Raw genomic sequence first — 25,116 nt, forward strand, 5'->3', positions numbered from 1 at the left:
GACTCCCGAAAGGAGCATTACCATGAACAATCTGAGCAAGAACTACATCAACGGCCAGTGGGTTGACTGGTCCGGCGACACCATCGACGTCCACGAAGGAACCAACGGCGACGTCATTGCCAAGGTGCCGTCTTCCGATCGTGCCGCCATGGAGCAGGCCATCGACGCCGCCGACGCGGCTTTCGACAGCTGGAGTGAAACCCCGCTGGAGAAGCGCATTGACGTCATCAAACAGCTGCATGCCGGCCTGAAAGAACGTGCCCCGGAAATTGCCCAGGTCGTAGCCCGGGAAGTGGGCATGCCCATCAAGCTGGCTGGCATCATCCAGGCTGGTATGCCCATCAAGGTCACCGAGACCTACCTGGACATGCTGCCGGACTACCCGTTCACCGAGCAGTCCGGGAACTCCGAGGTTCAGTACGCGCCGGTGGGTGTGGTTGGCTGTATCACCCCATGGAACTATCCGCTTCACCAGGTCATCCTGAAAGTGGTCCCGGCCCTGGCCGCTGGCTGCACCATCGTACTAAAGCCCAGTGAAGTGTCCCCGCAAAGCGCCTTTATCCTGGCAGAAATCCTGGACGGTACCGACCTGCCCAAGGGCGTGTTCAACATGGTCTGTGGCCTGGGCCAGGAAGTGGGCGATACCCTGATCAAGCACCCGAAAGTGCGTATGGTGTCCTTCACCGGCTCGACCCGCACTGGTCACCTGATTGCCCACGCGGCGGCGGACGACTTCAAGCGCATCGCCCTGGAAATGGGCGGCAAGTCCGCATCCATCATCCTGCCGGACGCCGACCTGGAGGCTTCCGTGAAGGGCTCCTTCATGAACTGCCTGCAGAACAGCGGCCAGACCTGTACCGCGCTGACACGCCTGCTGGTGCACAAGGATCAGCACGACCAGGCCTGTGAAATCGCTGGTGCCATTGCCAACGGCGTCAAGCTGGGTGATCCCCTGGACGAGAATACCCGCCTCGGCCCGCTGGCCTCCGCCGATCAGCGTGACAAGGTGCGTGGGTACATCAAGCTGGGTATCGAAGAAGGCGCCACCCTGGTGGCCGGCGGTGCCGAGGCCCCTGAAGGGCTGGAGAACGGCTACTTCGTCAAGCCAACCGTGTTCGGCAATGTGGATCCGAACAGCCGCATCGCCCAGGAAGAAATCTTCGGGCCGGTACTGTGCGTGATCCCCTACGAGACCGAGGAAGAAGCCATCCGCATCGCCAATGGCACAGCCTATGGTCTGTCCGGTGCGGTCTTCTCCGGCGACCAGGAAAAGGCGAAGAAAGTCGCCGGCAAGATGCGCACCGGCCAGGTGTTTGTTAACGGCGGTGCCTTCAACCCGCTGGCGCCCTTCGGCGGCTTCGGTCACTCCGGCATCGGCCGCGAGTTTGGCAAGTGGGGCCTGGAAGAGTTCCTCGAGGTTCGGGCTTTGCAGTTGTAATGGCTGATACCGATAAGGTAAATATAGAAGGCTAACGAAAGCGGGCATATCCCACAGGGAATGCCCGCTTTTGGTTTACAGGACTGAAGAGGAACCATTCGTGAGCAGTATCTGGACAATTACCCCAACCATCGAAGGCATGCAGGAGCGAGTAAAGAACACCGCTGTGGACAACATGGGTATCGAGTTTACCGGGGTGGGTGACGACTACATCAGCGCCCGGATGCCGGTGGACACCCGCACTGTGCAGCCCTATGGCATCCTGCATGGTGGCGCTTCGGTGGTACTGGCCGAAACCCTGGGCAGTGTGGCCACCAACCACTGCCTGAAAAAAGACGGCACCGCCGGTGTCGGCCTGGAAATCAACGCCAACCACATCCGCTCGGTAAAGTCGGGCTGGGTTCACGGCACCGCGCGGCCACTGCACACCGGCGGATCCACCCAGGTGTGGGAAATCCGTATCGAGACCGAGGATGGTAAGCTGGTGTGCGTATCTCGCATCACCATGGCGGTTTGTAGTGGCATAGTGAATCTGGCCACCTGATTTTGAGTGTATGATCACTCACATAATGAATCAGGTGAAGACGATGGCGAAAACTAGAAACTTCAGTCCGGAATTCCGTTTGGAGGCTGCCCAGTTGGTGGTCGACCAAGGATACACGGTGAAAGCTGCCTGCGATGCCATGGGTGTCGGTAAATCCACCATGGAGTATTGGGTCCGTAAACTTCGTTCCGAACGGGCAGGCAAAGCACCCAGAGGCGAGGCCCTGACCACAGAGCAGCGTGAGATTCAGGAACTGAAGCGCCGCCTTCGTCGGTCGGAGGAAGAAAAGGAAATCTTAAAAAAGGCTACCGCTCTCTTGATGTCGGACTCCCTGAGCAATTCTCGATAATCGAGCGACTTGAAGAGAGCTATGCGGTGCAGCGCCTGTGTCAGGTGTTTGGGGTGCATCGCAGCAGCTACCGGGCATGGCGTGACCGGGATAGAACGCCCTGTGACGCTGAGCAAGCGCTCCAGGAGCAGGTTATTGAGGCCCACGAGACCAGCAATGGTTCAGCCGGGGCACGGACGATTGCCAGCATGGTGACACAGGCCGGAATACCGCTGAGCCGTTACCGTGCCAGCCGACGGATGAAGCAGCTGGGACTGGTCAGTACGCAGCCGCCAAGCCACGTTTACAAGAAGGCCGATCAGCCGCACCTGGATATTCCGAATCTTCTTGACAGGGAGTTCGACGTAGAGGGGCCCAATCAAGTATGGACTGGAGACATAACCTATCTGTGGACTGGTGCGCGCTGGGCTTATCTGGCTGTTGTGATCGATCTGTTCTCCCGTAAACCGGTGGGGTGGGCCATATCCCTGTCGCCGAATACGGACCTGGTGAAGAAGGCTCTGACGATTGCGTATGAATCCCGTGGGAAGCCATCAGGAGTCTTGTTCCATTCGGATCAGGGGTGCCAATACACCAGCCTGAGGTTCCGGCAGCTGCTCTGGAGTTATCAAATGAGACAAAGCCTCAGCCGACGAGGGAATTGCTGGGATAACGCCCCGACAGAGCGCTTCTTCCGGAGTCTGAAAACAGAATGGGTGCCGGAAATCGGATATCCATGCTTTGCCTCGGCGAAGCAATCGGTCACGGACTATATGATCGGATATTACAGCGCACTGAGACCGCACAAACACAACGGTGGATTGCCGCCGAATGTGGCAGAGAAGGCCTACTGGAAAACTCAAAAGACGGTGGCCTAAAACACTTGACCACTACAGTTATTAATCTTTAAGGGTTAGCCACGGCCCTTCGACAGGCTCAGGGCGAGCGGGGGGCACGGAAAGAAAAGATGAAAAGATTTTCAGCCACGAAATCCACGAAACCCACGAAAGAAGACGGAAAGAGAAGATAACTTAGTCACTAAGCCATAGAAAAAAGGAAAATGGTTACTGGAGAGACTGTCTTTGGCTTTAAGTTTCGTGGTTTTCGTGGTTTTCGTGGTTTTCGTGGTTTTCGTGGCCAATAGTGTCTTTATCTTTTGTTTTGTCCGTGTTTTTGCGTTCGCCCTGAGCCTGTCGAAGGGCCGTGGATTCCGTGGCAAATAAATACAATAAAGGAGCTATCCCCATGCAACTTGGACTGAAAGGCAAGAACGCCGTCGTAACCGGCGGCAGCAAAGGTATCGGCCGCTCTATCGCCCTGGAGCTGGCTGCCGAGGGCGTCAACGTGGCCATCTGCGCCCGCAGCGAAGGTCCGCTGGATGACACTCTGAAAGAAATCGAAGCGCTGGGTGTAAAAGGCTACCGGGAAGCCTGCGATGTAGGCGACAAGGCCAGTCTTGACGGGTTCCTGGACAGTGCCCGCCAAGAGTTGGGCAGCGTGGATATCCTGGTCAGCAACGTCTCCGCGCTTGGCGCCGGTAACGACCTGAAAGCCTGGGACGCGAACGTCACCCTTGACCTGATGTCCACCGTACGCGCCGTGGACAAGGTGCTGCCCTGGATGAAAGAAGCCGGCAGCGGCAACATCATCATCCTGTCCTCCATCTCCGGCATCGAAGTGGGCACCACCCAGCCCTACGCTGCCACCAAGGCCGCGCTGATCAGCTACGCCAAGTCCCTGGCGGTAGACCACGGCCCGGACGGCATCCGCGTCAACAGCATAGCCCCCGGTTCCATCAAGTTCCCCGGTGGTGTCTGGGACAAGGCCGAGAAAGCAAATTCTCCTCGCTACCAGAGTACCCTCGACCGCATCCCCTGGGGCCGTTTCGGCAAACCGCAGGAGGTGGCCAACGTCGCTGTCTTCCTGGCCTCTGACGCGGCCAGCTGGGTAACCGGCGCCTGCATTCCGGTAGACGGGGCACAGCACCGGTCAAATATGTGACTGTCCAATGCCTGCCACTCAATACGCCAGGCCAGAGTGCTTAACCTGAGGTCTTGCACAAGTGGAAGGGAGAGTTTGTGGGCTAGCTTATCGATTCGCTCGAGGACTACTGAATTGTTGGGGCGCCCGTGGGCCGGAAAGCCCTCTCGGCCTGCGGGCGTATGTTCCAAAACCAGCAGACCCGGCATCTGGAGATCATTACCGGGACCCGGACCAGGGCTAAGGCTTCCCGCCAAGCAAAATCTTCACCGCCAGGCAGGCCTCCTCCACCTCCTCGATGTTGGGCTCCCGCCCGATAATCACATCGGAATACAGGCAGGACTCCGCCAGCCGCACCATAAAGTACGACAAACTCTCCACCCGCATAGGCGGCTTCTTCAGGTATCCCTTGTCAATCTGGTCCTGGATCATCAGCGTGTTCGCTTCCACCACCCGACTGTGCATGGTAGAGGCCGAAGAGGTCAGCACCCGCAACGCATGCTCCGGGTCCTGCTTGATAAAGTCCCGCAGAGGCTTGGCACTCACCAGTTCGATGGTAATCCGCCGGTACACCTCAACAACGAAATCCACCCCGGTGCCGGGGGTAGATGCCACCACCGAAGCCCTGATCGGGGCATACAGGGACCAGAGAATATCCCCCAGTAACAGATCCTTGTTGCCTACCCAGCGAAAGAGGGTGGCTCGCCCGATCCCGAGATCCTCTGCCAGGTCAGCCAGGTGCAGGCGATCGCCCTTCAGCCAGATGCGGCGGGCGCGACTGAAAGCGTCAGCAGGCGTTGCCCCGGAGGAGCGTTTACGGGTTTTCTGCAGTTCACGCTGCAATGGAGAATGGGTAACTGCCACAGGGGTCTCACTTCTGGAACTAAAAAGGTACTAAAAGCATCCTTGTCGCTACCTTTTTTGACATTGTTTTTGTTTCATAGACTACGTGAGTCTGTTGGAATAGAGCCAGCGCTCTATAAATGGACGATACCTTCCCCGGTAACGTCTCGAGAATGGGTACGACTTTCCAACATATTGGCGATAAAAACAATAACCAATTTAGCAAACTGAAATCCGGAGCCCGTTGATGCTGTTTATTGCGGCGCTGTTCGTCTCCTGCCTGGTCACGCTTTTGCTTGCTCGCTACGCCTGGGTACGGCGGGATGCGCCGACGGCCAGGGCTGTTGCGGTGATGATGGCAGGCGTCAGTTGGTGGACCCTGTGCTATGCCCTGGAACTGCTCCATTCTTCCGCCCCCGGGCTAGCTCCGGAGCCGGGCGCCTTGCCCCTGTTCTGGTTTCGTCTGATGTTTATCGGCGTTGTGCTCTTGCCGGCATCTTTCCTGGTGTTCGTATTGCTGTACACCGGCGTAAAAGAGCGTATCAGTGCCAGCCTGATAACCTTGCTCGCAGTGGAACCTGTTCTGGTCGTCCTGGTTGCCCTGACGGACGGCACCTTCCATGACTGGTTCCTGGCAGGCTTTACCTCAGACAGTGGTCAGCCCTTCAGGGGCGGGCCGGCTTTCTGGTTGCATGCCCTCTATTCCTACGTAGTCACCCTTGCAGCCTATGTGCTGCTGATCCGCTTTATCATCCAGTCCCGGTCATACCGTAAACAGGCCGCGTTGTTGCTGTTCGGGGGGATGGTTTCTTCCCTCGCCAATATCCTGACCATATTGCGCGCCCTTCCCGAGCCTCTGCAGGGGCTGGATATCAGCCCCTTCGGGTTCCTGGTGACGGCGGTGTTGATGCTGCTGAACATCCGCAAGCAGGGCTTCCTGGATGTCATGCCCATTGCTCGCTCGCTGGTGTTTGAACATATGGCCGATGGTGTGCTGGTTGCTGATGCCCGCGGCCGCCTGGTGGACCGAAACCCCGCTGCCCGGCAGTTCTTTGAGTCAGATGGCCGCCGGCTGCTCAGGGGCGAGATGGTCGGTGAGCTGGTTCCCGGTTTACTGCAGGGGCATCAGTTCACCCCCGAACTTGAGGCCAACGGCCGCATCCTCAGCGTCCAGCGCAACCTTTTTCGTACTGGAACGGGAAAGCTGCGGGGTATTGTCTATGTCTTCCGGGACGTCACCGAACTCAAGCGGACCGAAGCCGATCTGCGGGAAAAACTTGAACGCATCGAGGAGTTGCGTAACGCCCTCAAAGAAGAGTCCATCCGCGATCCGCTGACAGGGCTCTACAACCGACGCTGGCTGGATGAGGTGCTGGAGCGCGAAATTCCCCGGGCCTTACGGGAGCAGCGACCACTAACTTTCTGCATCATGGACCTGGACCACTTCAAGCGGGTGAACGATGATTGGGGGCACGATGTGGGCGATCGCATCCTCGTGGCCCTGGCGAAGTTGCTGCAGGACGGAAGCCGCAAGCAGGATGTAGCGGCCCGTTTCGGTGGTGAGGAATTTGTGCTCGTATTGCCGGGGATCGATCCGCAAAGTGCCCTGGAGGTGGTAGGGCGCCTCAGGAGTGCGTTCTCGGACATGGACTTCAGTCCGGGAGGGCCAGTGCGGCTGACATTCTCCGCAGGACTCGCCTGCGTCCCGGGCCACGCGTCAGACCGGGAAACCCTGTTCAGGATGGCCGACCGGGCACTCTACCAGGCCAAGGAGCAAGGTCGGGACCGGGTCGTTATTGCAACTGCGGACGACGGCAACCTGGAGAGCGGGGAGTCTGCCTGAGTGCTTGCCGCGCAGACTCCCCACAGTACCGGTTAAAAAGCCGGGAACCTATACCCTGAACTGAGAGACCAGCTCCCTTAACCGCTCGCCCAGGCGTGCCAGCTCCTGGCTGGCTTCGTTGGTCTGGGTAACACCGGTGTCGCTGTTCTGGGCTGCTTCCACTATGCGTACCACGTTCTGGTTGATCTCTTCGGCCACCTGGCTTTGCTGCTCGGCGGCCGTGGCGATCTGGGTTACCTGGTCGTGGATATGTTCCACGGATTGCTCGATGGTATTGAGGGCCGAGCTGGCATGGTTGATCCGCTCTACGGTCTCCTCGGACAGTCCCTGGGATGAACGCATCCGCTCTACCGCGCTGCGGGATTCGTTAATGAAGCCCTCAATCATCTCGCGGATCTGGCCTGCGGACTCACCGCTGCGCTTGGCCAGCTGGCGCACCTCGTCGGCCACCACCGCAAAGCCACGGCCATGCTCACCGGCGCGGGCAGCTTCGATAGCGGCGTTCAGGGCCAGCAGGTTGGTCTGGTCGGTGACCTCGTGGATCACGTCCAGTACCTTCTGGATTTCGTCGCTGCGGGAGGCCAGTGCTTCGATGGCTTCGGCGCTTTGCAGGATGTTCCGTGACAGCTCGTTGACCGACTGCTGGGAGCCCGCCATGGTCTGGCCACCGTCCTTCGCCAGTCGGTCTGCGTCTGCCCCGGCACTCTGGACCTCGTTAGCGTTCCTGGAGATCTGGTGGATGGTGGCGGCCATTTCGTTGATGGCCGAGGCTATCTGGTCGGTCTCGGAGCCCTGTGTCTGCACCGAGGCGCGGGTTTCTTCCGCCACCCGGCTCAGCTCTTCCGCCGCTGAGGCCACCTGGTCGGTGGTGTCTCCCACCTCGCGAATGGTGGTATGAATCTTGGCTACGAAGGCGTTGAACTGGGTCCCAAGGTCGGCCAGCTCATCGTTGCCCTCAGCCGGAAGTCGGCGGGTGAGGTCACCTTCGCCCCTGGCAATATCTTCCATGGTGCGAGTGACCCGGTTGAGGGGAACGGTGACGCTGCGGCCCATGAATGCCCCGAAAGTGACCGCCAGAATGACAATAACCAGGGTGATGGCAAAAATGCTCAGCAAAGCGCTGTCGATCTGTGCTTCGATTTCGGCGCGGGCGGCAGCAATGGTCTGGTCGACACTGGTTACATAGATGCCCGAGCCGATGACCCAGTTCCATTTCTCAAGGTGAACCGAGTAGGAAAGCTTCGGCTCAACATTGCCACTTGCGGGATTCTTCCATTCGTAGGCATGAAAACCATCTCCGGACTTGCCGGCATCAAAGAGGTTGCGCAGCAGGGCCTTGGTTTCCGGTGTACTGTCTTTTACGTACCCCTCCGCCGACGGCTTGGGCCTGAAGGCCAGGTTGAAGGAGTCGTGGGTGTAGGCAAAGATGTAGTTGTTGTTGCCGTAGCCTATGGAACGGATGGTGTTCCGGACGCGCGTCTTGGCTTCCTCTTCACTCAGGGACGGGTTGGAGTAATCTGCTTCAATAGCGTTCCTGGCGGCCTGCACGATGTGTTTGAGGCCTTCCTTGTGGGCTTCGATCAGGTTTTCCCTGAGTCGTTCCACCTCCTGTTCGCCACTCTGTTTAAGCTGGCTCGCGGTAATCCAGGCGATCACGCCGGCGGTAACCAGCACCGGCACCAGCACAGCAATCAGCAGACGTGAACGGATGCGCAGTCGCTCCATCAGTTTCATGGTAAAACTCCAGACAATCGGAAAAGACATCGGGTCAAGACAGGTTGGTTGCGAATTATCCGGATGTGCGGAAGGAATGCCGTTCCGAAATGTAACCGGACTCTCGTCATGCCCTTATTAACGGCCGATGAGGTTACAGCTTGAGGGCTTCGTCCGGGAGCGCCGGAAATCTGGTGCGGAATTGTAAAAATCCGTTAAATCAATGTGACCTTTCACCAAAGATTGAGTGGCCATTCACGACCCGCCGGTCCCGGGGTGGCAAGCTCCCGGTAAATGGTAAAGAATGAGACGAAATTCCATTATGCCCAGAAGATCCACGCGGCAGGCATTCCGACTTCCGGAGTTCTGCCAGGCAGTCAAAACAATAAGATGGTCGGCCCTGATGTACGAGACTATGCAAAAAAAACTGATCCCCGCCTTATGTGTTTCACTGCTGGCCCTCACCAGTGCGTCATTCACCCAGGCTGCCGTATCGCAGGCCGAGGCGAATCGGCTGGGCAATAGCCTGACGCCGTTTGGTGCTGTTCGTTCCGGTAACTCGGCAGGCACCATTCCCCGCTGGACGGGTGGTGACACCACCAGGCCGGATGGTTACGAGGGCACGGGGGACCACCACGTTAACCCTTATCCTGACGATGAGCCCCGGTACGAGGTGACCGCCGCAAATGTGGCTGAATATCGTGAGGTACTGGCGGATGGTGTCGTGGCAATGATGGAAGCCTACCCAGAGACTTTCCGGCTCAGGGTCTTCCCCACCCGGCGTACCCATACAGCGCCGGACCACATCGCAGAGAACACCCGCAAGAACGCTGTGAGAGCGAGCCTGATAGATGGTGGTAACGGTGTGCAGAATGCCTTTGGCGGACACCCTTTCCCGATTCTTCACGGCACCAGCGAAGAGAAGGCCATGCAGGCCATGTGGAATCACCTTACCCGTTGGCGGGGGCGCTGGGCCGAGCGTGAGTACACCGAAGTCGTCGTGGTGAACGGCCAGTATCGTGGGGTCACCATGCGCCAGGAGGTCTTCTTCAACTGGAACAAGGAAGGCGGTTCTCCGGAAGACCTGGACAACATTGTTAACTACTACCTGTCCACGGTTATTGCGCCGGAGCAGTATGCCGGCGGTGGTATCCTGGTGCATGAGACGCTCGACCAGGTAAAAGAACCCCGTAAGGCCTGGGGATTCAGCGCTGGCGAAGTCCGCCGTGCCCCCAGCCTTGGTTACGATGCCCCTATTGCCTCTGCGGGTAATCTGCGCACGGTGGATGACACGGATACCTTCAACGGCGCCCTCGACCGGTACAACTGGGAGTATAAAGGGCTGAAGGAAATGCTGATTCCCTACAACAATTTCGAGATCACCAGCGACAAGTACACCTACGATGACGTGCTGGACAAGCAGCACCTTAACTCTGACCTGATGCGTTGGGAGTTGCACCGTGTCCACGTTGTGGAAGCGAATCTGCGGGAAGATGCCCGCCATCTATACCACAAGCGGGTGTTCTATACTGACGAGGACAGCTGGAACATAGCGCTGGTTGATCAATACGACGATCAGGGCAACCTGTACCGGGTTACCATGGCCATGCTGAAGAACTTCTATGATATGCCGGGGGTGTGGGCAGACCTTGAGGTTTACCATGACCTGTCGAAAGGCATCTACCATGCCACTGGCCTGATCAATGAGTCGGAAGGTACCCGTACCTTCAAGAACGAATTCCCCGGCAAACGCTACTTCTCACCCTTTACCCTGCGACGTCGTCTTTCCGACTACTGAGACGATTCATGAAAGTGTGTCACATGGAAGTGACACGACACACCTTTCTTTCCCATAGTTCTTCCCCGGGGCGCCAGACAGGTATCCCCAGCTGCCCTTAATCTGTGTACAGGTTTTCGACGGGTTGGTCCTTGGATCTGCCTTGCCGAAAACGCCTCTGGCGTCCCGCTATGAAGCCCGCCGGATAACGACAACAACAGACAAGGCAGAACAACCATGAATGTCCTTCCGCATCACCATTTCTGGCGCATGTCGATGACAACCGTGCTGGCGGCCACCCTGCTGGCTGGCTGTGGCGGCTCGTCCTCGGACTCTGACGATGATGCCAGCGCTGAATTGCCGTCCAATGTGCGCCAGACCCAGCTGGGCCAGGTAGAGGGCACTGAGCTGGACGGCGTGCTTGCATTCAGGGGTATCCCTTACGCGAAACCACCGGTAGGAGAGCTGCGATTTGCACCACCCAGGCCAGCCGAGGGCTGGGAAGGGGTGCTTGATGCCAGTGAGTTCGGTAACAGTTGCCCCCAGGGCGGCAGCGCATTTAATGGTTTTACCGACAGCCTGGAAGAGGACTGTCTCTTCCTGAACGTGTACACACCCACCGAGGGAGAGGATCATCCGGTCATGGTCTGGATCCATGGTGGTGCCTTTATCACCGGCTCCGGAGGAGCATCCTATGAACCGTCCCGGCTGGTGGAGCAGGGTGTCGTCGTGGTAACCATGAACTACCGGCTGGGAGTGCTGGGTTTCCTGCCGGCGGCGGGGTTGCCGGAAGGTAACGGCCAGTTCGGCCTGCTGGATCAGCAACTGGCATTAAAGTGGGTTCAGGACAATATTGATGCCTTCGGTGGTGATGCCGGTAACGTCACCATCTTCGGTGAGTCAGCCGGTGGTCACAGCGTGTTGTCACAACTGGTTTCAGCAGGGGCTGGTACTGGTTCTGAAGGACTGTTTCACAAGGCCATTGTGCAAAGTGGGGCCTACCAGCCTACCCAGATCCCTCAGGAGTATGGCGAGGCCTTCATCGGTGCGCCGGTCGTTGCAGCGCTGGGCTGCACTGATGCCGCCGACGTCGCCGCGTGTCTGCGTGACGAAGCAGTGACCACTGCCGGGATCCTCGAAGTGCAGGGGGACATGTGGTTCAACCCAACCTGGGGGCAGGGGATGCTGCCTTACTCCATTCAGTCAGCATTGAGCCAGGTCGGGGGCGCGTCCTTCCCGCAAGGCATCCCTGTAATGACCGGCAACAACCTCAATGAGGGACGGTTGTTCCTGGCGCTGGACGAGATTTCAGCGGTACTGGCGGGCGCACCGGACCCGGTGGATACACCGCAAGAGTACGAGGCTGAAGTCGGCATTCTGCTCGCGTCTGATCCCAGGGAACTCGATGCTGGCCAGGTTGCGGCTGACTACCTGGTTGCCGATGGCAGTGGGCCTCTCAGCACACCGGTAGTCACTGATCCCGATGATCCCGACCGGTTCAGCCTGGCGCTGGCGTCCATCCAGACATCCTGGCGCTTTGCCTGCAATCAGCTGGACCAGGCCGAAAGCCTGGCGGATCAGGACGTTCCAACCTATGGTTACTGGTTCACCGATCAAGAGGCACCCAGCCTGTTTGGTCCTGAACTAACGCCGATGCTGAGCTTTGACCTGGGCGCCGCCCATGCGCTGGAAATCCAGTATGTGCTCAACAGTGAAGCGACAATGCAAGCCCGTGGCGCCAACGATCAGCAGCTTGCGCTGTCGGAGCGGATGATCGACCACTGGGTGCAGTTTGCTCGCTATGGCGACCCCAGCTCTGCGGATGGCACCGCAGCCTGGCCGGACTTCGGCACCGGAAAACAGCTCATGGAGCTGTCGCCAAATATGCCTGCATCGGAAGCCCTGATAGCTGTAGAGGTGGCGGCGGATGTCCACAACTGTGCCTATTGGGCGGATCCTCCTCTGGCAACGGACGGGACCTGATAACAGGTCAGCCAGGGGTGTGGCAGGGTGGCGTCTCATGGGTTCCTGCACTGAATCGCCACCGCCTTTGTAAATCCCTTTTCCCTGATGAATAATGGAACGCCATTTCGATAAACAACACTGATATTCATCAGGGGAGTTCCATGAAGACAAGAATCACTGAACTGTTTGGTATCGAGCACCCGATCATCCAGGGTGGTATGCACTGGGTTGGTTATGCAGAGCTGGCAGCCGCCGTTTCCAACGCGGGCGGCCTGGGCATTATCACTGCGCTGACCCAGCCCACCCCGGAAGACCTGGCGAAGGAAATCGCCCGCTGCAAGGAGATGACCGACAAGCCCTTCGGCGTGAACCTCACCTTCCTGCCGTCGTTCCAGGAACCCCCCTATCCCGAGTACATCCAGGCCATTATCGACGGTGGTGTAAAGGTCGTGGAAACCGCCGGTCGCAGCCCGGAGAAGTACATGCCGGCCCTCAAGGACGCCGGTATCAAGGTGATTCACAAGTGCACCTCGGTGCGCCATGCCCTCAAGGCCCAGAAGATCGGTTGCGACGCTGTCAGCGTCGATGGCTTTGAATGTGGCGGTCACCCGGGTGAGGATGACGTTCCCAACTTCATCCTGCTGCCCCGGGCGGCCGAGGAGCTGGATATTCCGTTCGTGGCATCCGGTGGTATGGCTGACGGACGTAGCCTGGTGGCGGCCATGGCCCTGGGCGCGGACGGCATGAATATGGGTACCCGCTTCCTGGCTACCAAGGATGCCCCGGTCCATGACACGGTAAAGCAGACCATCGTGGAAGCCGACGAGCTCCAGACCCGGCTGGTGATGCGCCCGCTGCGCAATACCGAACGGGTGATGAAGAACGCCGCGGTGGATGAGATCCTGCGGATCGAGAAAGAGAAGGGCGCAGACACCCAGATCGACGACATCCGTCACCTGGTCACCGGTGCCAAGGGCAAGATGGTGCTGCACGAGGGCAAGATGGACGAGGCCGCCTGGAGTTGCGGCATGGTGGCCGGACTGATCCACGATGTGCCATCCTGTGAAGAGCTGATCAACCGCATCATGGGCGAGGCGGAAAGCATCATTCGTGATCGCCTGATGGGCGCTCTCTGAGGAGACACAACCATGGCAGAACTGAACCTTCTTACTGATGGTGGCAGTTTCTTCGAAGGCCCCCGCTGGCGAGATGACCGCTGGTGGGTGTCCGACTTCTACCGCCACGGTGTTTACACGGTTACCACCGACGGCCTGGTGGAAAAGGTACTGGATGCGCCGGAGCAGTCATCCGGTCTGGGTTGGTTGCCGGACGGTTCCCTGGTCTACGTGTCGATGGTGGATCGCAAGGTCATGCGTCGTTCACCCGAGGGTGAGACCAGCGTGTATGCTGACCTGTCAGGCTACGCAACAGGGCATGTAAATGACCTGGTGGCAGCCAATGACGGCAATGTCTGGGTGGGCAATTTCGGCTTCGACCTGATGGAAGGGGCCGACCTGCAGCCGGCCAAGCTCATGCGTATTGACCCGGAAGGCAAGCTCAGTGTCGCGGCGGAAGACCTGTACTTCCCCAACGGCATGGTGATTACACCGGACCAGAAAACCCTGGTGGTGGGCGAAACCTTCGGCAACCGCATGACCGCTTTCACCATCGCGGACGACGGCGAACTCTATGACCGCCGGGACTGGGCCGAGTTCGGCCCGAGGCCAGCGCCCGGCCCCCGTGCCGATATGCTGAAACAGCTCAGCATCGGCCCCGACGGCTGCTGTCTGGACGCTGAAGGGCAGATCTGGATTGCCGATGCCTTCAACCAGCGCTGTATCCGCGTGGCTGAAGGCGGCGAGATCACCGACGAGATCAAGGCCCCGGAAGGCCAGGGCGTGTTCGCCTGCATGCTGGGTGATACCGATGGCCGCACCTTGCTGATGTGCTGTGCGCCGGACTCCTCCGCGAAACGTCGCAAACAGGCCAACGAGGCCACCCTGTACACCGCCCGGGTGGCGGTTCCTCACGCTGGAAACCCCTGACCTGTCATTCAGGTGCCAGGTTCCCGGGCTGCAACGGCCCGGGAGCCGGTTTTCGGCCTTCCCCTATGCACTATCCAGTGCGCTCGTTCGTATACCTTCCCAGACTTCTCCACGCCAGCCGGCGTGGCATTCACTCGAGGGGAACCCATTGGGCCGTTACCCCTCAAAGCCTGAAAGGCCGCTTGAATCCCCTGGTGCTGCCAGGGCACGGCGGTTTGTTGACCGATGTGGCAAAGGGGATAGTGTTTTGAAAAAACGAACAGGATGGATGGCGCTGTTAATCACAGGTGCGTTGGGCCTGTGGGCAGTGGCCGTCGCCCAGAATGAGCCCGAGCAGTCCGCCTACGCACCGGAAAACCCGGGTCTCGCCGTAGCGACCTTTGCCGGCGGCTGCTTCTGGTGTGTGGAAGCAGGGTTCGAAAAGATTCCAGGTGTGGTCGAAGCTGTCTCCGGGTACGCCGGGGGGGATGAGCCTTCACCCACCTATGAGCAGGTGTCCTCAGGCCGTACCGGTCATACCGAGGCAGTCCAGGTGTATTACGATCCGGAAGAGATCACCTACGAGGGCCTGGTGGAAGGTTTCTGGCGCTTTATGGATCCAACGGATGCCAACGGCCAGTTCGTGGACCGGGGGCAGCAGTACCGCCCGGCGATTTTCTATCATGACGACGCGCAAAGGGAAATCGCCGAAGCCTCAAGGCAGGCGCTGGCGGATTCCGGCCGCTACGACGGCCCGGTTGTGATCGAAATCGTGCCCCTGGACAAGTTCTGGGACGCCGAGGGATACCACCAGGACTACTACGAGAAGAACCCCATCCGCTACAAGGTCTACACCTTCAACAGCGGCCGTTTCCAGTTTATTGACAAGGTCTGGGGTGAAGACCAAGAGCTGGATTTCTCACAGTTCCGGCCGGATCGCCAGGGCCAGGCGGCTGGCACCACCAGTTCGGTGACTGACCGCATCGTGGCTGGCCCCGGCTTCGATCCGGAGAGTTTCCGGATGCCGGATGAGGCGACGCTGCGGGCTGAACTCACCGACCTCCAGTACGAGGTGGCCCGGGAAGACGGTACCGAAAGGGCGTTCAATAATGAGTACTGGGATAACAAGGAGCCAGGTCTCTATGTGGATATCGTCTCGGGTGAGCCCCTGTTTTCGTCACGGGATATGTACAAATCAGGCACCGGCTGGCCCAGCTTTACCCGTCCCATCAACCCGGAGGCGGTGGTGGAGCGGGAAGACAACAAGCTGTGGATGACCCGCACCGAGATTCGCAGCCGCTATGCCGACTCGCACCTGGGGCACGTATTCAACGATGGTCCGGAGCCCACGGGCCTGCGCTACTGCATGAATTCGGCGGCCATGGCGTTTATCCCCCTGGACCAGATGGAAGCAGCCGGCTACGGGGATTACATTGAAAAGGTCCGGGAGGACTGATTTACAGCCAGAGATCCCGAATCGGCGTATCCGGGCCAAAATGATGGCGAATCTGTGCCTGCAGCAGCTCCGCCGTGCCGATGGCATCAATCAGCGCATTATGGCCCGGGTAGTGGGGCAGGTTATAGCGCAGCCGGCTGTCCGCCAGGCGGATGGACACCGGCTTCTTGCCCCATAACCGCTGCCAGCGGGTGGGGTTCCGGTCCGGGTGAAGGTGGGCTTCGATGGCCATGGTGTCGATCACCGGGAAGTCTATCCCTTCCTTCAGACGCCACCGCAATGCCACATCAAGGAACGGCCGCTCTATGGCCCGGTAGTGAACGACCGGAATACGGCCGGCCAGGGCCGGCAATAACTCATCCAGGATATCCCCCAAATCTGGTGCCTCCTGGATATCGGTATGGGTGATGCCATGGATGGTGACCGACGTCTGGTGCAGTGGCAACTGCGGACGCACTACCCAATGACGGGCCTCGGCCAGGCGAATTCGTCGGAACGTGAAGGGCACCAGGCCGATACTGACGATGGAGTGCTGGTTCGGGTCCAGCCCGGTGGTTTCGAAGTCCATGGCGACCATCGGGACCTCTTCCACGGTGGTGTCGGGCGTGATGGAGAAGGCCTCATAGAAGGTCCTCAGGCGCGGGTCACTGGTTTCCCTTGCCAGTGACGACATTCTATCTGGCCAGTCGCCGGTTGGCCGATGGCCGTCACCGGATGCTCTACGTCTGGTGCTCATGGCTCTCCTGTGTACAACGTTGTTATCACGGGGACTACCGGGGAATCTGGGCGTTGTAACGATAGCGCAGGAACTTCTGGGCCTGGCTGACGACCTGGAAGGCGTCTTTCAGGTGGCTGCGCTCGAAGGGGGACAGATCTTCCGGGCGCACGTTGTTGTCCGGTTCGCGCCCGTCTTCCATGGCCAGGGCCTGGTGGCGGATACGGACGATAGCGATAAACTCCATGGCATCCCTCAGGTTGCCCACGCCGTCTTCCGGCAGTAAGCGGGTCTTGCCAATGTCCCGCAGCCGGTCAAAGGAATTCTGGGCCCGGGATCCACAGGCCAATGCATGCACCCGAATCAGGTCGGATACCGGCGCCGTACCCCGACGCTTCAGGTTGAAGGTTTTCTGCTGTTTGCCATCTTCCTCCATCACAAACTGGCGGAAGAAGCCCAGGGGTGGCGTTCGATTGAGGGCATTGCGGGCCAGCATGGCCAGGAATCGCTGACTGTTCTGTGCTTTTTCTGCGATCAGCTCCTTGAGGGCTTCGGCGTAGCGCTCCTCACCGTACACCCCGTCCAGGTCAAAGAAGATATTACTGTTGAGCAGGGCTTCCGCCTTGGGATTATCGATCCAGTCGGTGAAATAGTCCTTCCAGACTTTCAGGGGCTGCCGCCACTTGGGGTTGGTCGCCATGATATCGCCGGTGCAGTAGGCATAGCCGCATTCGGCCAGGCCATCGCTGACGAACTTTGCCAGGGCGAGGAAGTAGGCGTCGTGCTCAGCCGGGTCGAAACTGTCATCCAGTACCATGGCGTTATCCTGGTCGGTGACAATAAGCTGCTCATCCCGGGCCATGGACCCCAGGGCGAGGAAACAGTAGGGCACCGGTGGCGGGCCAAGTTTCTCCTCTCCAAGCTCCAGAAGTCGCTGGGTAAAGCTGCGGCCGATACCGGCCATGGCACTGCCGATCATGTGGGAATTGGCGTCTTCGTTTACCATCCGGATAAAGCTGTTGCGGACTTCCTGGCTGATGGCCTTGAGGCCTTTCACATCGGGCTGGCGGTGAATGTTGCTGACCACGTACAGGCTGTTCTGGGATTCATACTTGACGATATCGGACAGGGCCACCACACCCCGGGGCTTGCCCTTTTCGATGACCGGCAGGTGGTGCACATTGTTGTGCAGCATTTGCAACATGGCCTCGAACACCAGCGCATCGGGCCGGATGGTGATCAGATCCGGTGACATGATATCGGCCACCGGGGTTTCCGACGGCAGGGCGTCGGCCACGGCCCGGGTGCGCAGATCACGATCGGTGATGATACCCACCAGGTTGCCCTCGTCGTCCCCGCTGCCCTCAACCAGCAGCAGGGACGATACCCGGTTATCGGTCATGATGCGGGCGGCCTCCTGCAGGCGCACGGTGGAGGGGGCGGTTACCGGTTGGCGAGAGATCAGCCGGGAGACCTTCGCCGTCATCGAGTCGTTGACCTGGTCCGATCGGGTGACGGCCTGGCGCAGGCGGCTCTTGTCCTCTACCTCCACGAAGTCGGCAAAGACATCATGGTTATCGAACAGGTCCTGAAACACCGGGTACGGGATCAGGTAGATGAGGGTGTCCTCCAGGGCTGTGGCAGGAAAGCGCACCTGGCGACCCATCAAAAGACCGATCTGGCCGAAGATTTCGCCCTCGCCGAGCCGGTTGTACAGCTCCCCGGAGCGTCGGTAGAGTTCTGCCGCACCGCTGCGGATATAATGCAGGTCGGTATTCTTCTGGCCCAGCTCCAGGATTTTTTCCCCGCCCTGGAAATAGGCAATCTCGATACTGCCGGCCACCCGGTCCAGCGCCTCATCCGGCAGTTCATCGAAGGGTGCGTGCTGCTGTAAGTGGTTACGGATGTCGATCAGTTCCGCTTGCATGGGCCGCCCTGTTGCTATGGTGTCATTGAGGGTAACCACTGCAATATAGCAGGGCAGCAAGGCGGTTCGCGAACGGGTGGCCTGCAACACTTGATGAATTACATTGACCACCACAAGGGGTGTTGCTAGCCTTGCGCCCTGTTTTCAGGTGTCCTGCTGCCAGTATGGCGCGGGATGAAACGGGAAGTCGGTGCGCCTTCGGGCCAGTCCGACGCTGCCCCCGCAACGGTAATTGAGATAAGGGTAACCAATCCGCCACTGCGCATTGTCGTGGGAAGGCGGTTGCCCGTAACCGCACCGCGGTTCGCTCAAAAGCCCGGAGACCGGCCTGGGAACACACCCGGAGTTGCGGAGGGCGGCTCGGGTAGGCGACTCCCGGCATCTTTCCGCTCTCCGTCCTGCCTGCCCCGCTGACTACTCCGTAATGCATGTCTTGAACCCGTGCGGGTGCGCGCGGTTTGTGGAGTAGTATGATGCTCAAGGTTCCCGTTTTCGTAGCAGGCGCGTCCCTGCTCGCCCCTTCCCTGAATGCCTTTGCCCAGTCAGAGACCGATACCCGGCCAATGGATCCTATCGTGGTGACCGCCACCCTGGGTCCGAAAACGGTTGGTGAAAGTCTCTCGTCTGTTACCACGATTGAAGAAGCCGAAATACGCCGGCAGCAACCTAAAGACTTCCAGGATGTCATTGTTTCGCGCCCCGGCATAGCCATCTCTGCAAACGGCTCTCTCGGCAAAAATGCGACGGTACTTATTCGTGGGCACGAGTCTGACGGGACGGTTTTGCTGGTTAACGGTATTCGTATTCGTTCAGTAACATCTGGCTCACCAGCCTGGCACTACCTGCCACCTCAACTGATCAACCGGGTGGAAATCGTCAGGGGTAGTCGGAGCAGTCTTTACGGTGCAGATGCAATGGGTGGGGTAGTTCAGGCATACACCGCGCCAGAGAGTGAGGGTTCCAAAGGGTGGGTTGAGGTCGGCGCCGGGAACCTGGACACCCAGAACTACACCCTTGGACTTTCCTCCGTCGAGGAAAACAGTTCTCTTGGTGTCGGTATTAACCGGTTCCGGACAGATGGCGCCCCGGTGGTGGAGAATGGAGACGACAAGTCCTACGACAATACCTCCGGTAGCTTCAATGCAAGTTACGAGTTTTCCAATGGCGTTCGCGCTTATATGACCTATCTTGGCGCCGAAGGTCGCTCAGAGTATGAAGGAGGGTACAACGATTATTTGTTCCAGGTGGCAGGCGTGGGCGTCGACTTTCCGCTTACCGACCACTGGCGGACAAGCCTGCAGTTCTCTGATGCGAGGGATGAACTGGATGATGTGAGTGCCTTCCCGGGTGAATACAATACCAACACCCGTACATCTCGCCTGGAAAACTGGTTTACGGTTGGCACGCATGAGTTTGTGCTTGGCGCAGAAACCATGACCGATCGGCTGGATTCGACCCAGTCTTTCACCGAAGACAAACGCGGCAACGATGCCTATTTTGGTCAGGCCTTGTTCAATTTCGGCCCAACAGAGCTTCATCTGAGTGCTCGCAGTGACGACAATGATGCGTTTGGCACCCATGAGACATGGGGCGCATCCTACGGCTACCGGATTGATTCCAGCCATCGGCTACGTGCCAGTGTTGGCACAGCTTTCAAGGTACCAACCTTTCTGGATCTGTACGCCCCACCAGCCTGGGGCGGTAATCCGGACCTGGAGCCAGAAGAGTCAACCAGCTACGAAATCGGTATGGAAGGTAACTATGGAAACTGGTTTTGGGATGTCGCCCTTTACCAGAGTGATGTAGATCAGCTTATCATCTTCGACAATACCCAGTTTCGTTCTCTGAATGTCAAGGAGGCGCGGCTTCGGGGTATTGAAGTTTCAGCGGGCTGGCAGAATAGCGATTGGACTGTGCGCGCTGGTGCCAGTGCTGGAGATTATGAAGACAGGGAAGACGGCAGCACACTGATCCGGCGACCGGAGCAGACCGTCAGGCTTGATGTCGACCGTCATTTCGACGATTGGTACGTCGGCACGACCCTTCGGGCGGAGAGTCACCGGTACAGTTACGAGCGTAAGCGTATCCCGGGGTATGGCAACTGGGATCTTCGTGCTGGCGTGAGTCTGGCAGATCAGTGGTCGGTCAAGTTGACGGTGGATAATGTACTCGATGAGGAGCATCGTCTGGCACAGTACAGTGGTGATCAATATTTCATCAGCACCGGCAGGACCGCAATGCTGTCAGTACGTTATGATTTCCTTCAGTAAGTCCCGGTCCAGACAGGTGACCCGGTAATGCTATCGTGGCGCTTAAGCTCGATAGCTGGTTTTCTGTTACTGCTTATGCTGGCAGCAGGCAGCAAGGCGGGTGGACTATGTGCGGTTGATGCCCTTGGACGGGAGGTCTGCCTGTCGGAGCGGGCCGTCCGGATTGTATCCCTGTCGCCCGGTGCAACCGAGCTGGTTTATTCCGCTGGCGCTGGCGACCAACTGGTGGGTGCCGGCGCCTGGAGCGACTATCCGCCTGAAGCGAGGGAGCTGCCCCGGGTAGGCGACAGTAAGCGGGTAGACCTGGAAGCCATCCTGACCCTCGAGCCAGATCTGGTGATTGGCTGGACCGACGGAAACTCCAGGGTTCAGCTGGACCGCCTGGCAGAGCTGGGTATCCCCGTGTTCTGGCTGGCGCCCAGAACGTTCGAGGATATCGCCGCCACTGTGAAGGCGCTGGGTCTGCTTACCGGCCACCAGCCGCTGGCAGAACAGCGTGCCGGGGAATTTCTGGCAGGTATCAGGGCCATCGAATCGCAGTATGAAACGGCCAGGCCCGTGCGGGTGTTCTACCAGGTGTGGGACCAGCCGCTGATGACCATTAATGGCGATGAACTGATCAGCAGGGCCATACAGCTTTGTGGTGGCACCAACGTGTTCGGTGACCTGCCCCGCCTCGTCCCCCGCATATCGGTGGAGACGCTGCTGATGGTGGACCCGGAAGTAATCGTTACCGCCGGCCGTGGCGATACCGAACAGGGCTGGCTACAACGCTGGCGGGACTATCCCTCGCTGACGGCAGTGGCCAGTGACAATCTCTTCCAGGTTTCCCCGGACCTGCTGCAGCGAGCCACCTTCCGCATGCTGGATGGCACCCGTGAGTTGTGCGACCTGTTGGAGCAGGCCCGTGCCCGCCTTTGACGCCTTTCGCCCCCTGGCACTGCTGGCCCTGGCAGGGCTGGGCGCCATGGTGTTATCGGTCAGCGTGGGCAGCGCCGGCCTGTCGCTGGCGGATACCCTGGCGGCTCTCACGGGTAGCGGCAGCGAACTGAATCGGACGCTGGTACTGGAACTGCGCCTGCCCCGAACCCTTGCCGCCTTCGCTACCGGCGGCCTGCTTGCGGTTGCCGGCGCGCTGATGCAGGTATTGCTGCGTAACCCGCTGGCAGATCCCTATGTGCTGGGGCTGTCCGGCGGCGCAGCGGTGGGTGCCTTGCTGAGTATGCTCGCGGGGGTGGCCGGCGTTATTGTCACCGCTTCCGCCTTTGGTGGCGCCCTGTTGTCAACGCTAATGGTTTTCGGCCTGGCCCACGGTACCGGAAGCTGGACGCCCACCCGGCTGTTACTGACCGGCGTGGTTGTGGCGGCGGGCTGGGGCGCAATTATTACCCTGTTGCTGGCGCTCGCTCCGACCCGTGAGCTGCCGGGCATGCTCTACTGGCTGATGGGAGACGTGGCTTATGCGGGGTCCCCCTGGCCGGCCTTTGTGCTTCTGGTACTCGCCTGCCTTCTGGTTATACCTGCGGGCCGCAGTCTGAATGTGCTCGCCCGGGGGCCTTTGCAGGCCGCTGCCCTGGGGGTAAACGTGCGCCCCATGGAATGGACCATCTACATTGGCGCCAGCCTGCTGACCGCTACTGCGGTTACCACCGCTGGCAGCATCGGCTTCGTCGGGCTGGTGGTGCCCCATATGCTCCGATTGGTGCTGGGCAATGATCAGCGCATTATCCTGCCTGCCTGCGCCCTGGGCGGCGGCGCCCTGCTGGTACTGGCAGATACCCTGGCCCGGGTGGTGATTTCCCCCGAACAACTGCCAGTCGGTGTCATTACGGCGTTGCTGGGCGTGCCCACGTTCCTCTATCTGCTGTACCGGAGTCGCTGATGGACACCTTGCAGGCTCGTCAGCTGGTGATCGACATTCCGGGGCGGACGGGTGGTTCCCCGCTGAACCTGACGGTTGAAGCGGGCCAGGTGTGGGGTGTGCTGGGGCCGAATGGTGCCGGCAAAACCACCTTGCTGCATACGCTGGCGGGCCTGCGGCTGCCGCGGGAGGGTGAGGTTCGCCTGGGTGAGTACCCGCTTACGGAGGTGCGTCGGCGCAGCGTGGCCCAACAGCTGGGCCTGGTGTTCCAGGACCGGCAGGATGGCTTTCCGGCCACCGTACTGGAAACCGCCCTGATCGGACGCCATCCGTGGCTGTCCCTCTGGCAGATGGAAAGCGGCGATGACCTGAACCGCGCTGAGGCAGCGCTAAAGGCCCTGGATGTGGTTCACCTGAAGGATCGGCTGGTCAGCACGCTTTCAGGAGGTGAGCGCCAGCGGGTAGCCATCGCCACGGTACTGACCCAGAACCCGGATACCTGGTTGCTGGATGAACCCACCAACCACCTGGATCTTCACCACCAGGTTGCCGTCATGCAGTTGCTGAAGCAGCAGGCCGAGGCCGGCCGGGCCATTTTCATGTGCCTGCATGACCTGAACCTGGCCGCCCGCTGGTGCGACCACCTTCTGTTACTCTTTCCGAATGGTGAGGCCTGCTGGGGCCATGCCAGCCAGATGCTGGTCCCGTCTGCCCTGGAGAGCCTGTATAACCAGAAACTGATCACCGTGGAAGCCGACGGTGCGCCGGTTTTTGTGCCGGCAAAGGGGTAGTTCAGGGAGGCAACCCACAGTCCCCAGGCACCCATGTGGGGTGTGCCCCCCATTGAGTTGTCTCCATACGCTATAATGCCCGCCCCTTGAAGTGTTGGGTACTGAGTGGCCAGGCGTCTAGTGTCCCGTCTGTCTCATCCAGCGCTTGTGACCTTCCACAGAGCGAGGCTTATCGTGAGCACTTTACCGAGTTGTCCTGAATGCCAGTCCGAATTCACCTATGAAGATGGTGAGTTCCTTGTCTGCCCGGAGTGTGGGCATGAATGGAAAGCCGGTGGCGAGCCGTCCGAAGTATCTGGCGGGCTTTCCGTCAGCGACGCCAACGGCAACCCACTGGCGGATGGTGATACGGTGACCGTTATCAAGGACCTGAAGGTGAAGGGTTCCTCGCTGGTGGTCAAGGTTGGTACCAAGGTCAAGAACATCCGCCTGGTAGACGGCGACCATGATATCGATTGCAAGATCGACGGCATCGGCCCGATGAAGCTGAAGTCCGAGTTCGTCAAGAAGGCCTGATATCAGGCCATTGTGGCAATACTCTTGCGGAAACGCCGCAACGACAGGGCAAAGAACACCCCGCCGATCACCAACAGGGCAAGCAGGGATGGCCAGATGATGGCCAGCCCCGCCCCCCGGAAGAGGATGGCCTGGGCCAGGCTGATGAAGTGGGTGGTGGGTGCCAGCTGCATGATGACCTGGATGAAGGCAGGCATGTTTTCGAAAGGCGTCGCGCCGCCGGAAAGCAGTTGCAGGGGGATCAGCACCAGAATGATCAGCATCCCCAGCTGTGGCATGGACCGGGCCACCGTTGCCAGGAAGATTCCCATGGAGGTGGTGGCAAACAGATGCAGGGCCGCCACCAGAACGAAGAGCAGTGTTGACCCCTCAACAGGCACCTGCATCCATCCTTTTACCACCAGTGCCAGGGAGGTACTGGAAGCGAGCAGTACCACCAGCCCCATAGCCACCACCTTGGCTACCATGATCTCCACCGGCCGCAGCGGCATCACCAGCAGGTGTTCGATGGTGCCGTGTTCCCGTTCCCGGATCAGGGCCGCGCCGGTGAGGATGATCGACAACATGGTGATGTTGTCGATCAGTTCGATCACCGCACCAAACCAGCTCTGGCTAAGGGCCGGGTTGAAGCGGTTGCGGATCTCCAGTTCCACGGGAGACGTGACGCTGCGGTCTCCCTGTACAAACGCCCGGGTTTCATCAGAGAGAATCGCCTGGATATAGCCTGCTCCGAGAAATGCCTGGGTCAGCTTGGTGGCATCCACGTTGAGTTGCACAGTGGGCTGGTTGCCGGCGAGCAGATCCCGCTGCATGCCGGGAGGGATATCCAGTACAAACGTATAGTCGCCGGCGTCCATCAACGGATCGATCTGGCGCTGCTCGATACTGGCCGGGGGAAGGAACCAGGGTGGGTAGAAAGCCCCCGTCATGCGAATCGACAGGGGGGAGCGGTCCTCATCGACGATGGCAATCGGTGCCATGTGCAGGGTTTCGGGGATGCTGGCACTGCTGATGTAGATGTTGACGCTGAAAGCGAACAGGATCAGCGCGAGCATGATCCGGTCCCGGCCCAGGCTGCGCCATTCCTTGATGGTCAGGTGAAAGATGTTGCCCAGTTGTTCCACG

Annotated in this window: 20 protein-coding genes and 1 riboswitch; of the genes, 15 read left to right on the top strand and 5 right to left on the bottom strand. The window is 59.4% G+C overall.

What is annotated here, in order from left to right; all coding sequences use genetic code 11:
* Nucleotides 1-22: 22 nt before the first annotated feature.
* The 4 genes from LJ360_RS01645 (at nt 23) to LJ360_RS01660 (ending at nt 4,311) form a co-directional block, all read left to right on the top strand.
* Complete coding sequence (locus LJ360_RS01645; RefSeq protein ID WP_264995061.1) at nt 23-1,438, top strand: aldehyde dehydrogenase family protein; 1,416 nt, start codon at nt 23-25, stop codon at nt 1,436-1,438.
* A gap of 139 nt (nt 1,439-1,577) precedes the next feature.
* Complete coding sequence (locus tag LJ360_RS01650) at nt 1,578-1,982, top strand: hotdog fold thioesterase (protein ID WP_413774443.1); 405 nt, start codon at nt 1,578-1,580, stop codon at nt 1,980-1,982.
* A 43-nt stretch (nt 1,983-2,025) separates the two neighbouring features.
* Nucleotides 2,026-3,188 (top strand): IS3 family transposase gene (locus LJ360_RS01655; RefSeq protein ID WP_264995063.1). Its coding sequence is split into 2 segments (ribosomal slippage): nt 2,026-2,275 and nt 2,275-3,188, totalling 1,164 coding nucleotides; the frame shifts between segments, so codons are not numbered across the junction.
* Between the two features lie 367 nt (nt 3,189-3,555).
* The gene (locus LJ360_RS01660; protein ID WP_264995064.1) at nt 3,556-4,311 is read left to right on the top strand and encodes an SDR family NAD(P)-dependent oxidoreductase; all 756 of its coding nucleotides are present in this window, start codon (nt 3,556-3,558) and stop codon (nt 4,309-4,311) included.
* A 219-nt stretch (nt 4,312-4,530) separates the two neighbouring features.
* Here LJ360_RS01660 and LJ360_RS01665 read toward each other — a convergent pair whose 3' ends face one another.
* Nucleotides 4,531-5,154 carry a QsdR family transcriptional regulator gene (locus LJ360_RS01665; protein ID WP_245742457.1) on the bottom strand — a complete coding sequence of 208 codons (624 nt, stop codon included), beginning with the start codon at nt 5,152-5,154 and terminating at the stop codon, nt 4,531-4,533.
* Nucleotides 5,155-5,380: 226 nt separating this feature from the next.
* On the opposite strand from LJ360_RS01665, the gene LJ360_RS01670 reads away from it, so the two are divergent.
* The gene (locus LJ360_RS01670) at nt 5,381-6,976 is read left to right on the top strand and encodes a diguanylate cyclase (protein ID WP_264995065.1); all 1,596 of its coding nucleotides are present in this window, start codon (nt 5,381-5,383) and stop codon (nt 6,974-6,976) included.
* Between the two features lie 48 nt (nt 6,977-7,024).
* Here the strand turns inward: LJ360_RS01670 and LJ360_RS01675 are convergent, their stop codons facing one another.
* Entirely contained in the window at nt 7,025-8,710 is a 1,686-nt protein-coding gene (locus tag LJ360_RS01675) for a methyl-accepting chemotaxis protein (protein WP_264995066.1), read from the bottom strand.
* A gap of 394 nt (nt 8,711-9,104) precedes the next feature.
* Between LJ360_RS01675 and LJ360_RS01680 the strand changes: the two genes are divergently transcribed.
* The 5 genes from LJ360_RS01680 (at nt 9,105) to msrA (ending at nt 15,911) form a co-directional block, all read left to right on the top strand.
* The gene (locus tag LJ360_RS01680) at nt 9,105-10,487 is read left to right on the top strand and encodes a DUF1329 domain-containing protein (RefSeq protein ID WP_264995067.1); all 1,383 of its coding nucleotides are present in this window, start codon (nt 9,105-9,107) and stop codon (nt 10,485-10,487) included.
* Between the two features lie 216 nt (nt 10,488-10,703).
* Entirely contained in the window at nt 10,704-12,449 is a 1,746-nt protein-coding gene (locus LJ360_RS01685) for a carboxylesterase/lipase family protein (protein ID WP_264995068.1), read from the top strand.
* Nucleotides 12,450-12,592: 143 nt separating this feature from the next.
* Nucleotides 12,593-13,567 carry an NAD(P)H-dependent flavin oxidoreductase gene (locus LJ360_RS01690; protein ID WP_264995069.1) on the top strand — a complete coding sequence of 325 codons (975 nt, stop codon included), beginning with the start codon at nt 12,593-12,595 and terminating at the stop codon, nt 13,565-13,567.
* Nucleotides 13,568-13,579: 12 nt separating this feature from the next.
* Nucleotides 13,580-14,476, top strand: coding sequence for an SMP-30/gluconolactonase/LRE family protein (locus LJ360_RS01695; RefSeq protein WP_091848905.1), 897 nt, complete (start codon nt 13,580-13,582; stop codon nt 14,474-14,476).
* 268 nt (nt 14,477-14,744) lie between these two features.
* Nucleotides 14,745-15,911 (top strand): peptide-methionine (S)-S-oxide reductase MsrA, encoded by a 1,167-nt coding sequence (gene msrA, locus LJ360_RS01700; protein ID WP_091848904.1) that lies wholly within the window; start codon nt 14,745-14,747, stop codon nt 15,909-15,911.
* Nucleotide 15,912: 1 nt separating this feature from the next.
* Here msrA and LJ360_RS01705 read toward each other — a convergent pair whose 3' ends face one another.
* Nucleotides 15,913-16,647: a 3'-5' exonuclease gene (locus tag LJ360_RS01705; RefSeq protein ID WP_264995070.1), complete on the bottom strand. Its 735-nt coding sequence runs from the start codon at nt 16,645-16,647 to the stop codon at nt 15,913-15,915.
* Between the two features lie 34 nt (nt 16,648-16,681).
* Nucleotides 16,682-18,553 carry a putative nucleotidyltransferase substrate binding domain-containing protein gene (locus LJ360_RS01710; protein ID WP_264995071.1) on the bottom strand — a complete coding sequence of 624 codons (1,872 nt, stop codon included), beginning with the start codon at nt 18,551-18,553 and terminating at the stop codon, nt 16,682-16,684.
* 129 nt (nt 18,554-18,682) lie between these two features.
* A riboswitch (cobalamin riboswitch) is annotated at nt 18,683-18,900 on the top strand.
* Between the two features lie 228 nt (nt 18,901-19,128).
* On the opposite strand from LJ360_RS01710, the gene LJ360_RS01715 reads away from it, so the two are divergent.
* From LJ360_RS01715 to LJ360_RS01735, 5 genes are all read left to right on the top strand, one after another.
* Nucleotides 19,129-20,823, top strand: coding sequence for a TonB-dependent receptor plug domain-containing protein (locus LJ360_RS01715; RefSeq protein ID WP_264995072.1), 1,695 nt, complete (start codon nt 19,129-19,131; stop codon nt 20,821-20,823).
* A gap of 27 nt (nt 20,824-20,850) precedes the next feature.
* Nucleotides 20,851-21,744, top strand: coding sequence for a cobalamin-binding protein (locus LJ360_RS01720; RefSeq protein WP_264995073.1), 894 nt, complete (start codon nt 20,851-20,853; stop codon nt 21,742-21,744).
* Between the two features lie 46 nt (nt 21,745-21,790).
* Nucleotides 21,791-22,705 carry an iron ABC transporter permease gene (locus LJ360_RS01725; RefSeq protein WP_320108797.1) on the top strand — a complete coding sequence of 305 codons (915 nt, stop codon included), beginning with the start codon at nt 21,791-21,793 and terminating at the stop codon, nt 22,703-22,705.
* Nucleotides 22,705-23,475: an ABC transporter ATP-binding protein gene (locus LJ360_RS01730; RefSeq protein WP_091848898.1), complete on the top strand. Its 771-nt coding sequence runs from the start codon at nt 22,705-22,707 to the stop codon at nt 23,473-23,475. Before LJ360_RS01725 ends, LJ360_RS01730 begins: the two co-directional genes overlap by 1 nt.
* A gap of 174 nt (nt 23,476-23,649) precedes the next feature.
* Nucleotides 23,650-23,991 carry a zinc ribbon domain-containing protein YjdM gene (locus tag LJ360_RS01735; protein WP_091848897.1) on the top strand — a complete coding sequence of 114 codons (342 nt, stop codon included), beginning with the start codon at nt 23,650-23,652 and terminating at the stop codon, nt 23,989-23,991.
* A gap of 2 nt (nt 23,992-23,993) precedes the next feature.
* Here LJ360_RS01735 and LJ360_RS01740 read toward each other — a convergent pair whose 3' ends face one another.
* On the bottom strand, nt 23,994-25,115 hold the full coding sequence (locus LJ360_RS01740) for an ABC transporter permease (protein WP_091848896.1): 1,122 nt from the start codon (nt 25,113-25,115) through the stop codon (nt 23,994-23,996).
* Between the last annotated feature and the right edge of the window lies 1 nt (nt 25,116).

It is taken from the genome of Marinobacter sp. AN1, from assembly GCF_026013985.1.
Taxonomy (GTDB): domain Bacteria; phylum Pseudomonadota; class Gammaproteobacteria; order Pseudomonadales; family Oleiphilaceae; genus Marinobacter; species Marinobacter segnicrescens.